The organism is Streptomyces canus 299MFChir4.1, from assembly GCF_000383615.1.
GTDB classification, from domain to species: Bacteria; Actinomycetota; Actinomycetes; order Streptomycetales; family Streptomycetaceae; genus Streptomyces; species Streptomyces canus_C.
In genome coordinates this window covers 1-13,722 of sequence record NZ_KB911643.1, presented here as the reverse complement: position 1 = coordinate 13,722, position 13,722 = coordinate 1, and the positions used below count along the sequence as shown (strand labels likewise).

The 13,722-nt window shown below is 71.0% G+C and carries 8 protein-coding genes; 7 read left to right on the top strand and 1 reads right to left on the bottom strand.

Annotation, left to right across the window (positions count from 1 at the left end; genetic code table 11):
- Positions 1-15 precede the first annotated feature (15 nt).
- The 5 genes from H293_RS0146325 to H293_RS0146305 all read left to right on the top strand — a co-directional run bounded on the left by H293_RS0146325 (position 16) and on the right by H293_RS0146305 (position 8,327).
- Complete coding sequence (locus tag H293_RS0146325) at positions 16-1,734, top strand: ABC transporter transmembrane domain-containing protein (RefSeq protein ID WP_020124572.1); 1,719 nt, start codon at positions 16-18, stop codon at positions 1,732-1,734.
- Positions 1,731-3,485 (top strand): ABC transporter ATP-binding protein, encoded by a 1,755-nt coding sequence (locus tag H293_RS0146320; protein ID WP_020124571.1) that lies wholly within the window; start codon positions 1,731-1,733, stop codon positions 3,483-3,485. Before H293_RS0146325 ends, H293_RS0146320 begins: the two co-directional genes overlap by 4 nt.
- Before the next feature lie 254 nt (positions 3,486-3,739).
- Positions 3,740-5,794, top strand: coding sequence for a M4 family metallopeptidase (locus H293_RS0146315; RefSeq protein ID WP_020124570.1), 2,055 nt, complete (start codon positions 3,740-3,742; stop codon positions 5,792-5,794).
- Positions 5,795-6,078: 284 nt separating this feature from the next.
- A complete protein-coding gene (locus H293_RS0146310) occupies positions 6,079-7,746 on the top strand; it encodes a M4 family metallopeptidase (RefSeq protein WP_020124569.1) in 1,668 nt (555 codons plus the stop codon).
- A 71-nt stretch (positions 7,747-7,817) separates the two neighbouring features.
- Positions 7,818-8,327 (top strand): DUF1990 domain-containing protein, encoded by a 510-nt coding sequence (locus H293_RS0146305; protein WP_020124568.1) that lies wholly within the window; start codon positions 7,818-7,820, stop codon positions 8,325-8,327.
- Positions 8,328-8,357: 30 nt separating this feature from the next.
- Here the strand turns inward: H293_RS0146305 and H293_RS0146300 are convergent, their stop codons facing one another.
- Entirely contained in the window at positions 8,358-10,976 is a 2,619-nt protein-coding gene (locus H293_RS0146300) for a glycosyltransferase family 1 protein (RefSeq protein WP_020124567.1), read from the bottom strand.
- Between the two features lie 339 nt (positions 10,977-11,315).
- Between H293_RS0146300 and H293_RS0146295 the strand changes: the two genes are divergently transcribed.
- Both H293_RS0146295 and H293_RS51920 read left to right on the top strand, forming a co-directional pair.
- Positions 11,316-12,518: a S8 family peptidase gene (locus H293_RS0146295; RefSeq protein WP_020124566.1), complete on the top strand. Its 1,203-nt coding sequence runs from the start codon at positions 11,316-11,318 to the stop codon at positions 12,516-12,518.
- A 217-nt stretch (positions 12,519-12,735) separates the two neighbouring features.
- Positions 12,736-13,722: maltotransferase domain-containing protein (locus H293_RS51920; protein WP_020124565.1), on the top strand; the 987-nt coding region annotated here is incomplete at its 3' end.

Sequence of the window (13,722 nt, the reverse complement as noted above, 5' to 3'; positions counted from 1 at the left end):
CGACCTGGGGGATGTGTGATCGACGCGTACGAGGACCCGGGCGCGCCCGATGTCCGGGGCGGCTGGCGGTATCTGTGGTGGCTGGTGCGCTGTCAGCCGGGGCGGTCCGTGGCCGGGGCGCTGCTGGGAAGTTCCTGGATGGTGCTGCTGGCGGCGACGCCGTACCTGATGGCCAAGGCGATCGACGAAGGTCTTGAGCCGGGCGACTGGGCGGCGCTGGCCGGCTGGAGCTTCGCGCTGTTCGCGGTCGGTTCGTTCAACGCCTGGCTGAGCATCATGCGGCATCGCACGATGACCCGGGTGCGGATGGACGCCAACTTCCGCACGGTCAAGGTGGTCGTCGGACAGGCGGTCCGTCTCGGCGCCGCGCTCTCGCGCCGGACCGGGGCCGGGGAGGTCGTCACGATCGGCGTGGGCGATGTGCAGACGATCGCCGGCGCCCTGACCGTCGTCGGCCCGGGCGTGGGCGCGTGCGTCGCCTATCTGACGGTCGCCGCCCTGCTGGTGTCGGTGTCCCCGGCCCTCGCTGCCGTCGTCCTCCTCGGCATCCCGGCGATCGTCGTCCTCGTGGGCCCCTTCCTGTCCCGCCTCCAGGGCGCCGAGACGGAGTACCGCAACCGCCAGGGCGTTCTCACCGCCCGTATCGCCGACCTCGCGGGCGGCCTGCGCGTCCTCAACGGCCTCGGCGGCAAGAGCCTGGTCGCCGACGCCTTCCACCGCGACTCCCAGCGCCTGCGGGCCCAGGGCTACCGGGTCGGCGCGGTCACCAGCTGGGTCCAGGCCCTCGGCGTCGGCCTGCCCACCCTGTTCCTCGCCGTCGTCACCTGGCTCGCGGCCCGCCTGGCCGCCGAAGGGGACATCACGGTCGGCGAGTTGGTGGCGGTGTACGGCTATGTCGCGGTCCTGGTGGGGCCGGTGGCGTTCTGGGTGGAGTGCGGGTACCAACTGAGCCGGGGGGTGGTGGCGGCGAGGCGGGTGGTGCGGTTCCTGCGGCTGGAGCCGATGGAGGACCGGGGCACGAGGGATGCCCCTGCGGAACCGTCGGTCCTGCACGACCCGGAGTCGGGAGTGAGCATCCTCCCGGGCCGCCTGACCGCACTGGCGTGCGCGAGGCCCGCGGACACGGCGACCGTCCTGGACCGCCTGGCCCGCTACACCCCGTCCCGGGCGACCTGGGCCGGGGTCCCCCTGGACGAGATCCGCTTGCCCCAGATCAGAGAGCACATCCTGATGGCGGACCACGAGGCCGACCTGTTCGCAGGCGATCTACGTGAGGTGGTCGCGCCCCAAAGGGCCGCGGGGAACGGCGCTACCGGCCACAACGAACTCGCAGCCGCCCTGCACGCAGCCGTGGCAGACGACATCGTCCAAGGTCTCCCGGACGGCCTCGACTCCCCCATCGACGCCCAGGCCCGCAACCTCTCCGGCGGCCAACGCCAGCGCATCCGCCTGGTGAGAGCCCTCCTCGCCGACCCGGAGGTCCTCCTGGCCGTGGAACCCACCTCCGCCCTGGACGCCCACACGGAAGCCCTTGTGGCCAAGCGCCTGCGCGAGGCCAGGGAAGGCCGCACCACAGCCGTCACCACCACTTCCCCCCTCGTGCTGGACCACGCCGACACCGTCCTCTACCTGGTCGACGGCAAACTCGCGGCGACCGGCACCCACCTGCAACTCCTCACCGGGGAACCGGGATACCGGGCACTGGTCGCCCGAGACGTGGAGGTCGCGAAGTGAGCAGGGGCCACCTCCCGGTCGCCGACCCGGCGGACGTACGGCGGGCCGCCGGCCGACTGATCCGCGCAGACGCCCGCGCCTTCTCCGCCGTACTCGCCCTGAACGCGGCCGCCGCCCTCACCGGCCTCGCCGGCCCGTGGCTGCTCGGCCGGATCATCGACGAGGTGCGCGCCGGTGCGGGCGTGTCCGCGGTGGACCGGCTCTCCCTCGTCCTCGTGGGGTGCGCGAGCGCACAGCTCGTCCTCGCCCGCTGGGCCCGCTACGTCGGCCACCGCTTCGGTGAACGCACCCTGGCGCGCGTCCGCGAGGAGTTCGTGGAGCGCACGCTCGCCCTGCCCGCCTCCGTCGTGGAGCGCGCGGGCACCGGTGACCTCACCGCACGCGGTACCGCCGATGTCGCCACCGTCGGCACCACGCTCCGCGACGCGGGTCCCGAACTGCTCATCAACTCCGTGCAGTTCCTGTTCCTGCTCGTCGCGGTGTTCGTCCTGGACCCGCTGCTCGGCGCGGTCGGCGTGTTCGGGCTGCTGCCCATCTGGTTCGTCCTGCGCTGGTATCTGCGCCGGGCGAGGGACGGCTATCTGGCCGAGGGCGAGGCCACCTCCGACGTCGCCGAGATCCTTGCGGCCACGGCGTCGGGCGCTCGCACGGTCGAGGCGCTGCGGCTCCAGGAGCGGCGCGTCCGGGCGAGCCGGGAGGCCCTGGACACGGCTCGCCGCACCCGCCTCTACACCCTGTACCTGCGCAGTGTGTTCTTCCCCGTGGTGGAGGTGGCGTACATCCTGCCCGTGGCCGGCGTGCTCTTGGTCGGCGGGATGCTGCACGCGCGGGGCTTGATGAGCCTGGGTTCCGTGGTGGCGGCCGCCCTGTATCTCCAGCAACTGGTCAATCCGCTCGACCAGATCCTCGTGCGGGTCGAGCAACTCCAGTCCAGTGGAGCCTCGTTCGCCCGGGTGGAGGGCCTCGCCGAGGCTCCGCGAACCGATTCCGGGGACTCCCGCACCCCCGACGGCGACCGTATCGACGTCACCGACGTCCGCTACTCCTACGGCCGCGGCATCGAGGTCCTGCACGGCGTCGACCTGATCGTGCGTCCCGGCGAACGGCTCGCGGTGGTCGGCCCGTCCGGTGCCGGGAAGACCACCCTGAGCAGGCTGCTCGCGGGCGTCGACGCGCCGACCTCCGGGTCGGTGACCGTGGGCGGGGCCCCGGTCGTCGGCCTGGATACCGAGCAGCTGCGCCGCCAGGTCGTCCTGGTCACCCAGGAGCACCACGTCTTCCTGGGCACGGTCCGCGACAACCTCCTCATCGCCGAACCCGGCGCCGGGGACGAGGAGTTGTGGGCCGCCCTGGCCGCCGTGGGAGCCGACGGGTGGGTGCGGGAGCTGCCCGCGGGGCTCGACACCGCTCTCGGCGAGGACGGTTGCCGTACGGACGGCTCACAGGCTCAGCAACTCGCCCTGGCCCGGGTGGTGTTGGCGGACCCGCACACCCTGATCCTGGACGAGGCGACCGCGCTTCTCGACCCCACCACCGCGCGGCACACCGAGCGCGCCCTGGGCGCCGTACTCGAAGGGCGCACGGTCATCGCCATCGCGCACCGGCTGCACACCGCGCACGACGCCGACCGGGTGGCGGTGATGGAGGACGGCCTGCTGACCGAACTCGGCACGCACGAGGAGCTGGTGGCGGCGGGCGGGGCGTACGCGGCGCTGTGGGGGTCGTGGCACGGGGGGCCGGGCGGGTCCTGACCCGACGAGACCGTATATCGAACATGAACTACCGGACAACGGACCTTTTCCGGCCAAGTTTCTGACGCGCTCCTGACAGTACGGGCTTTCCGGTGCCACTCTTCCCACGGCCGCTTCACAGCAACCTCACAGATATCTCGCTGTGTTCTGATCCGCGGTCGCCTGCACCTCGTTCCGCGTACCGCCCGGACGGTCGACCCACCGTCCGGTCTCCCCTGGCCGCGCGATCCGCGGCCGCGCAGAAGGAGTCAGTGTTGAGAGACAGTTCCTCCCACAGACGCGCCCCCCACGCCCCCCACACCCTGCACCGCAAGGCCGCCGCCGTGGCCCTCATCGGTGTCTCGGCCCTGATCGCCGCGGCCGTCCAGTCGGGCGCCGCCACCGCGGCCCCTCAGAAGGCACCGTCGGCCGCGGGCAAGGTGCTCCCGGGCGCCGAGTCCCTCAAGCTCACCCCCGCCCAGCGCGCAGCGCTCATCCGCGAGGCGAACGCGACCAAGGCGGACACCGCCAAGGACCTCGGTCTCGGTGCCAAGGAGAAGCTGGTCGTCCGTGACGTCGTCAAGGACGGCAACGGCACGCTGCACACCCGCTACGAGCGCACCTACGACGGCCTGCCCGTCCTCGGCGGCGACCTCGTCGTGGAGACCACGAAGTCGGGCGCGACCGAGGGTGTCGTCAGGGCGACGGGCAAGACCCTCAAGGTCGCCTCGGTGACGCCGAAGGTCACGGCGGCCAAGGCGTCGGCGCAGGCGCTGAAGGCCGCGCAGGCGGCCGGCGCCGACAAGGCCACCACCGACCGCGCCCCGCGCAAGGTGATCTGGGCCGGCAACGGCACCCCGACCCTGGCGTACGAGACGGTCGTCGGCGGCCTCCAGGAGGACGGCACGCCGAACGAGCTGCACGTCGTCACGGACGCGGCGACCGGCGCGAAGCTCTACGAGTACCAGGGCATCGAGACCGGCACCGGCAACACCATGTACAGCGGCACGGTCACCCTCGGCACCACGCAGTCCGGGTCGACGTACAACCTGACCGACGCGGCGCGCGGCAACCACAAGACGTACAACCTCAACCACGGCACCTCCGGCACCGGCACCCTCTTCTCGGGGCCCGACGACGTCTGGGGCAACGGCAGCGCCTCCAACGCGGAGACGGCCGGCGCCGACGCGCACTACGGCGCCGCGCTCACCTGGGACTACTACAAGAACGTGCAGGGGCGTTCGGGTATCCGCGGTGACGGGGTCGGGGCGTACTCCCGGGTCCACTACGGCAACAACTACGTCAACGCGTTCTGGGACGACAGCTGCTTCTGCATGACGTACGGCGACGGGTCGGGCAACACCCACCCGTTGACGGCGATCGACGTGGCCGGTCACGAGATGACCCACGGCGTCACGTCGAACACCGCGGGGCTCAACTACTCGGGCGAGTCCGGCGGTCTGAACGAGGCGACCTCCGACATCTTCGGCACGGCCGTGGAGTTCTACGCCAACAACTCCTCCGACGTCGGTGACTACCTCATCGGCGAGAAGATCAACATCAACGGCGACGGCACCCCGCTGCGGTACATGGACAAGCCGAGCAAGGACGGCGCGTCCAAGGACAGTTGGTACTCGGGGATCGGGTCGGTGGACGTCCACTACTCGTCCGGGCCCGCGAACCACTTCTTCTATCTCCTGTCGGAGGGCAGTGGCACCAAGACCATCAACGGTGTCACCTACAACTCCCCGACCTCGGACGGCCTTCCGGTCACCGGCATCGGCCGGGACAAGGCGGAGAAGATCTGGTTCCGCGCGCTGACCACGAAGTTCACGTCGACGACGAACTACGCGGCGGCCCGCACCGGCACCCTCGCGGCGGCCGGTGAGCTGTACGGCACGACGAGCGCCGAGTACACGGCCGTGGCGAACGCCTGGGCGGGCGTGGCGGTCGGCTCGCGTCCGGGCGGCGGCGGTGGCGGCACCTCGTTCGAGTCCACCACCGACGTATCGATTCCGGACAACGGGGCGGCGGTCAATTCGCCTATCACCGTCTCTGGGCGTACGGGCAACGCGCCCTCGAACCTCGCGGTCTCGGTCGACATCGTGCACACCTACATAGGTGACCTCCGGGTGCAGTTGGTCGCTCCCGACGGCACGGCGTACACACTGAAGGCGTACGGCACGGGTGGCAGCACGGACAACCTCAACACCACGTACACGGTGAACGCGTCCTCCGAGGTCGCCAACGGGACCTGGCAGTTGCGGGTCCAGGACAACGCGGCCCAGGACACCGGCTACATCAACGGCTGGAAGCTGACCTTCCCGTAGGCCCGCGCCCACCAAGTCAAGGCGCCGTCCCGGGGGTTCGAATCCCCGGGGCGGCGCCCTCTTTTTGCCTCTCCATGACCGACGGCTTGTTGGGGCTTTGCCCAGGTCAACTCGTTTTACATGCCCGCAATGTTCATCCAGCCGTCGACTTTCAGCCAACATCACTTTGGGGTCATGACATGTACGCGCCTTGATGCCACGCTTCCTCACAACCGCCGCACAACTTCACAACCACCCCGGAAGGCAACCCCACGCCCTCCGGGCTCCCCCACGAAGGAGCTTGTGTGACCCCCCTCTACGCGCGTCACAAGCGCACCACCCTGGCCATCGCCACCGCCGTCGCGGCCGGGGCTCTGCTCACCACCGGTCTGACCACCGGAAGTGCCGCCGCCGTGACCCCGGCCGAAGGCACCGGCAAGGCCACCCTCGCGGGCGCCCCGGCCCAGCTGTCCGCGGCCGCGCGCACCTCCCTCATCAAGGAGCAGCAGGCCGACGCCGGGACCACGGCCCGGGAGATAGGCCTCGGCGCCAAGGAGAAGCTGGTCGTCAAGGACGTCGTGAGAGACGCCGACGGCACGGTCCACACCCGCTACGAGCGCACCTACGACGGCCTGCCCGTCCTCGGCGGCGACCTGGTCGTCCACGAGTCGAAGTCCGGTGCGACCGAGGGCGTCTCCAAGGCGACGAACAAGACCATCAAGGTCGCCTCGCTGACCCCGAAGCTCACCGTCGCCAAGGCCGAGGCCCAGGCGCTGACCGCCGCCAAGGCCGCGGGCTCGGACAAGACCGCCGCCGACGGCGCGCGCAAGGTGATCTGGGCCGGCTCGGGCACCCCGGTCCTCGCCTACGAGACGATCGTCGGCGGCTTCCAGGACGACGGCACCCCGAACCAGCTGCACGTCATCACCGACGCCGCCACAGGCAAGAAGCTCTACGAGTACCAGGGCATCGAGAACGCCACCGGCACCGGCAAAAGCCTGTACTCGGGCACGGTCAGCCTGGAGACCACCCTCTCGGGCTCGACATACCAGCTGACCGACGGCACGCGCGGCAGCCACAAGACGTACAACAAGTCCCACGGCACCAGCTCGTCGGCGGGCACCCTGTTCACGGACGCCGACAACACCTGGGGCACCGGCACCGCCTCCAGCTCCACCACCGACCAGACGGCGGCCGTCGACGCCGCCTACGGCGCGGCGGAGACCTGGGACTTCTACAAGTCCACCTTCGGCCGCAGCGGCATCAAGAACAACGGCGTCGGCGCGTACTCCCGCGTGCACTACGGCAACCAGTACGTGAACGCGTTCTGGGACGACAGCTGCTTCTGCATGACGTACGGCGACGGCGAGGGCAACGTCAGCCCGCTCACCTCGCTGGACGTGGCCGGCCACGAGATGAGCCACGGCGTCACCGCGAACACCGCGGGCCTGAACTACTCCGGCGAGTCCGGCGGCCTCAACGAGGCGACCTCCGACATCTTCGGCACCGGTGTCGAGTTCTACGCCAACAACTCCAAGGACGTCGGTGACTACCTCATCGGCGAGAAGATCGACATCAACGGCGACGGCACCCCGCTGCGGTACATGGACAAGCCCAGCAAGGACGGCGGCTCGGCGGACTCCTGGTCCTCCTCGGTCGGCAACCTGGACGTCCACTACTCGTCCGGCGTCGCCAACCACTTCTTCTACCTGCTGTCCGAGGGCAGCGGCGCGAAGACGATCAACGGCGTGTCCTACAACTCGCCGACGTCCAACGGCTCCACGGTCACCGGCATCGGCCGCGCCAAGGCGCTGCAGATCTGGTACAAGGCGCTGACGACGTACTTCACGTCGACGACCAACTACAAGTCGGCGCGCACCGGCACGCTCTCCGCGGCGTCCGCCCTGTACGGCTCCACCAGCGCCGAGTACAAGGCGGTGGCGGCGGCCTGGTCCGCGGTCAACGTGAGCTAGTACCCGGAGAGGCTCCACGGGCGGTACCCGGAACGAAGGCATGTCCGGGTACCGCCCTACTCTTGGGTCCCATGTCCTTCACGTACGACGACGTCGGCGCGACCCGGCGGAGCGGTTTCTGCCCGCCCGGCTTCCACCCCCTGCATGTCCGCACGCGCATAGGCGAGGGCCACGACGTCTTCCGGAAGGCCTCCGAGGCGGTCCTGACCTGGGAGATGCACCGCGCCCTCGGCGTCGGCATAGACGCCACCGCGGACCGCGCGGCCCCCGACGTGGACGTCACGGTCACCCTGGCCGGCGTCATCAAGGCCCCCTGCCGGGTCGTCTGGACGGTCGAGGAACACCGCCGCGCGGGCTGGGCCTACGGCACCCTGACCGGCCACCCCGAATGCGGCGAGGAGTCCTTCGTCGTCGACCGCACGGGCGACGGCACGGTGTGGCTGACTGTGTCGGCCTTCAGCAGGGGTGCGAAGTGGTACTCCAGGGCGGGCGGCCCGGCGACCCGCGGACTCCAGCACGCCTACGCCCGGCGGTGCGGGGCCGTACTGCGCAGGCTGTGCGGCGGCGAGGACGCGGGCTGAGCGCAGCGGCCCGGCCCGCGTCCCCTCCGCTCACCGCATCAGCACTCCCGCCCCCTCCACCGCGTCCTCCGAAGGCACCGCCACCACTCCCAGCTCCGCGCCCGACGCCAGCAGCCGATGCGCGGGCAGGATGCGGACCGTGTAGCCGAAGGGGCCCGTCCGGTCCAGGGACAGCGGGCCTTCGTACACCCACCGGCCCTCCGGGTCCGGGCCGCCCACCGGCTTCAGCGGGACCGTCGCCGCGTCCGCGATGCGGTCCTCCTCGTCCACCCGGCCGGAGACCGCCTGGACCTCCACGTCGTCCGGGCCGAGGGCGCCGAGGCCGACGCGGACCCGGAGTCCGAGCGTGGTGCCGAGTTCGGCCGTGGTCGTCGCGGCCGTGGTCTCCACGTGGTCGACGGTCACGCCGTGCCACTGCTCCCGCACCCTGGCCTTCCACTCCGCCAGTTCACGCGCCGCGTCCGGGGCCATCGTGCGGTGGGCGTGGGCCGCGGGGGCGTAGAGGCGCTCGACGTACTCGCGGACCATGCGGCCCGCCAGGACCTTCGGGCCCAGCAGGGTGAGCGTCTGGCGGACCATCTCGATCCAGCGGTCGGGCAGACCGCCCTGGCCGCGCTCGTAGAAGCGGGGGGTCACCCGCTGTTCGAGCAGTTCGTAGAGGGCGTCGGCCTCTATGTCGTCGCGCCGGTCGGGATCGGTCCCCGCCCCGTCGGCCGTCGGGATCGCCCAGCCGAAGTCGGGCTGGAACCACTCGTCCCACCAGCCGTCGAGGACGGAGAGGTTCAGGCAGCCGTTCAGAGCCGCCTTCATCCCGCTCGTCCCGCACGCCTCCAGCGGCCGCAGCGGGTTGTTGAGCCAGATGTCGCAGCCCGGGTAGAGCTTCTGCGCCATCGCCATGCCGTAGTCGGGCAGGAAGACGATCCGGTGGCGGACCCGCGGGTCGTCGGCGAACCGCACCAGCTCCTGGACCAGCCGCTTCCCGCCGTCGTCCGCCGGGTGCGCCTTGCCCGCCACCACGATCTGGATCGGGCGCTCGGGGTGCAGCAGCAGGTCCATCAGACGGTCGCGGTCGCGCAGCATGAGGGTGAGCCGCTTGTACGACGGGACGCGGCGCGCGAATCCGATCGTCAGCACGTCGGGGTCGAGGACGCCGTCGATCCAGCCCAACTCCGCTGTCCCGGCGCCGCGTTGACGCCAGGACGCGCGCAGCCGCTCGCGCACCTCCATCACCAGCTGCTCCCGCAGCGAACGGCGCAGTTCCCAGATGTCCTGGTCGGGGATGTCCCCCACGGCGTCCCAGCGGTCCGAGCCGCCGACGGTCAGCGCGTCCTCGGTGCGCTGGGCGCCGATCTGCCGGGCGCCGAGCCGGAACACCTCGGGCGCGACCCAGGTCGGGGCGTGCACCCCGTTGGTCACGGAGGTGATCGGCACCTCCTCGGGGTCGAATCCCGGCCAGAGTCCGGAGAACATCTCCCGGCTGACCTGCCCGTGCAGCAGGGAGACGCCGTTGGCGCGCTGGGCGAGCCGGAGGCCCATCACGGCCATGTTGAAGAGGTTGGGTTCACCGCCGGGGTAGGTCTCCATGCCCAGCGCCAGGATTCGGCCCACGTCCATGCGGGGCAGCTCGGCGTCGGCACCGAAGTGCCGGGCGACCAGTTCCCGGTCGAAGCGGTCGATGCCGGCCGGGACGGGGGTGTGCGTGGTGAACACCGTCCCCGCGCGGACCGCCTCCAGGGCCGCGTCGAAGTCGAGCCCCTGGTCGCAGAGTTCGGCGATCCGCTCCAGGCCGAGGAACCCGGCGTGCCCCTCGTTGGTGTGGAAGACCTCGGGGTCGGCGTGGCCGGTCAGCCGGCAGTACGTGCGTACGGCGCGGACACCCCCTATGCCGAGGAGCATCTCCTGGAGCAGTCGGTGTTCGCTGCCGCCACCGTAGAGCCGGTCGGTCACCCCGCGTTCGCCGAGGTCGTTCTCCTCGACGTCGGAGTCCAGCATCAGCAGGGGCACCCGGCCGACCTGGGCGAGCCAGATCCGGGCGTGCAGCCGCTTGCCGCCGGGGAGGGCCAGCGACACCTGTGCCGGGGTGCCGTCGGCCTCCCTCAGCAGTGCCACCGGCAGCTCGTTGGGGTCCAGGACCGGATAGTGCTCCTGCTGCCAGCCGTCCCGGGACAGGGACTGGCGGAAGTAGCCGTGGCGGTACAGCAGGCCCACGCCGATCAGCGGTACGCCCAGGTCGCTGGCCGCCTTCAGATGGTCGCCGGCCAGGATTCCCAGTCCGCCGGAGTACTGCGGCAGGGCGGCGGTGATGCCGAACTCGGGTGAGAAGTAGGCGACGGCGGCCGGGAGTTCACCGGGATGGGCCTGGTACCAGCGCTCTCCGGTGACGTAGTCGTGGAGATCGTCGGCGACCGCGGTGAGCCGGCGCAGGAAGCGGTGGTCCTCGGCGAGTTCGGCGAGCCGGTCGGGGCGCACGCTGCCGAGCAGCCGTACGGGATCACCGCCCGACGCGGCCCAGTGCTCCGGGTCGACGGACTGGAAGAGATCACGGGTCTCCGCGTGCCAGGACCAGCGCAGATTGCGCGCCAGATCGCTCAGGGGCCGCAGGGCATCGGGGAGTAGGGGTCGGACGGTGAATCGACGGATCGCCTTCACATTCCACCTCGGCGCGCGAGCGGAGTGGGACACACGACGGTGTGCGTCCCGTCTTCAGCCTCGACGGTATCCGTGCGGAGGGTCTCGTCACCACGGCGCAGTTCACGGCGGAAGGCCGTGTCAGCCCCAAGCCGTTCCGCATCGAACAGTCCGGAAATCACCGCAACCACCGCAACCCCACCACGTCACCCGATAGCCGATATGGCCGATTACACCCCCACGGGCGTCCTTGTGGTACTTCACACCGCACGAGAGGCTTCCCCATGGCGTACCGGCCGCCGCCGGGTGATCCGGCGGACCGCGGCCGCGTACGCCGAGCTGAGGAGGGGAACTCAAGTCATGGCACGGACGCGAGAGCGGCGTCTGCGCTGGGTGGGGGGCCTGACGGCGGCGAGCTGCGCCGCCGCACTTTCGGCCATCACCCTGCCCGCGCACGCCGCATCGGAGGGGCGGATACTCGGCGCCGGAGAGCCCGGTTCCGTCAGCGGGAGTTACCTGGTGACACTCAAGGGGGGAACGAAGGCACCGTCGGCGACCGGAAAGGGCCTCGCCGAGGAGTACGGGGCGAGAATCAGCCATACCTACGACACGGTCCTCAACGGCTACGCGGTCCGGGCCGACGAGAGACAGGCCCGGAGACTCGCGGCGGACCCACGGGTGACCTCGGTCGTCCAGGACACCCGGGTGACCCTGGAGGGCACCCAGAAGAACCCGCCGTCCTGGGGCCTCGACCGCGTCGACCAGCCGAAGCCGTCGCTGGACAGGTCCTACACCTGGCCGCGGTCCGCGGGCGCCGGGACGACGGTGTACGTGATCGACACCGGCATCCGGATCTCCCACAAGGACTTCGGGGGCCGGGCGTCCTACGGCTGGGACTTCGTCGGGGGCGACGGCTCGGCGGGCGACGGCAACGGCCACGGCACCCATGTGGCGGCCACCGTCGCCGGCACCGGGTACGGCGTCGCCAAAAAGGCCGAGGTGGTCGCCGTACGTGTCCTCGACAACACCGGATCAGGCACGATCGCCCAGGTCATCGCCGGTATCGACTGGGTCACGAGGCACGCGCGGAAGCCGGCGGTCGCCAACCTCAGCCTGGGCGGTTATCACAGCGCCCAGCTGGACGCCGCCGTACGCGCCTCGATCGCGTCCGGGGTGACCTACACGGTCGCCGCGGGCAACGACGGCCTGTCGGCCGGGCTCTACTCGCCCGCCGACGTGCCCCAGGCGATCACGGTCGGCGCGACCGACCCGAAGGACCGGCGGGCGGGCTTCTCCAACTACGGCCCGTCCCTCGACCTCTTCGCACCAGGAGTCTCGATCACCTCGGCGGGCGTCACCGGTGACACCGCCAGGGCGACCTCCTCGGGTACGTCGATGGCGTCCCCGCACGCGGCCGGCGCGGCCGCGCTGTACCTGGCCGACCACCCGAGGGCCACTCCGGCACAGGTTGGCAAAGCGCTGGTGAAATCGGCGGCGACCGGGAAGGTGTCCGGCCGGGGAGCCGGTTCACCGGACAGACTCCTCCAGGTGCCAGGTTCCTAGGGGAAGTGTCCGCAAAGCGGTCCCGTTCGGCCAGAACGGGGCCGGTTTTGTGTAAAGACATACGCGTGAGTAGTTAGCAAAGTGCCGGATTGCCCACCCGGAAAGGGTGGGAAGGCTCCTCCGGTACACGGCTCAGGTAGGTTCACGTGTACGCCCCGCAGGACACCCCTCCCCACACCCATCCGCCCACCCGAAGTTGACGCGGACAGGAGCGGTCATGCCCGCCACGCACCAACCGTCAGCACCCCTGACATCCAGCACCGACGCATCCACCCAGCGCACTGTCGACCCCGGACCACCGCCCCAGGAGCGACCCTCCACCCAGGCGGGACCGGCTCCGGTCGTCGGGCGCATACCCGTCCTCGACGTCCGCCCCGCCGTCCAGCGCGGACGCCGGCCCGCCAAGGCGGTCACCGGTGAGACGTTCGAGATCTCGGCCACCGTGTTCCGTGAGGGTCATGACGCGGTCGCCGCCAATGTCGTACTGAAGGATCCGGAAGGCCGCGCCGGACCCTGGACCCCCATGCGGGAACTGGCCCCGGGCACCGACCGCTGGGGCGCCACCGTCTGCGCGGGCACGCCCGGCCTGTGGACGTTCACCGTGGAGGCCTGGGGCGACCCCATCACCACCTGGCGGCACCACGCCCAGATCAAGATCCCGGCCGGCATGGACACCGAACTGGTCCTGGAGGAGGGCGCCCGGCTCCACGAGCGGGCCGCGGCCGGAGTCCCCGACGACGGACGCAACGGCGTGATCCTCGCGGCCGTGCGCGCTCTTCGCGACGAGACCCGGCCCGCCGCCGCCCGCCTCGCCGCCGCGCTGACACCGGAGGTGGACGCCGTGCTGGCGCGGTATCCGCTGCGGGAGTTGATCACGGCGTCGGAGTCGTTGCCGCTGCTGGTGGAGCGGGAGCGGGCGTTGTTCGGGTCGTGGTACGAGTTCTTCCCGCGGTCGGAGGGCACTGCGGAGCAGCCGCACGGCACGTTCCGTACGGCGGCCCGCCGGCTGCCGGCGATCGCCGCGATGGGCTTCGACGTGCTCTACCTGCCGCCGATCCATCCGATCGGCTCGACCTTCCGCAAGGGCCGCAACAACACCCTGTCCGCCGGGCCGGACGATGTGGGCGTGCCGTGGGCGATCGGCTCGCCGGAGGGCGGGCACGACGCGGTCCACCCGGACCTGGGCACGATCGAGGACTTCGAC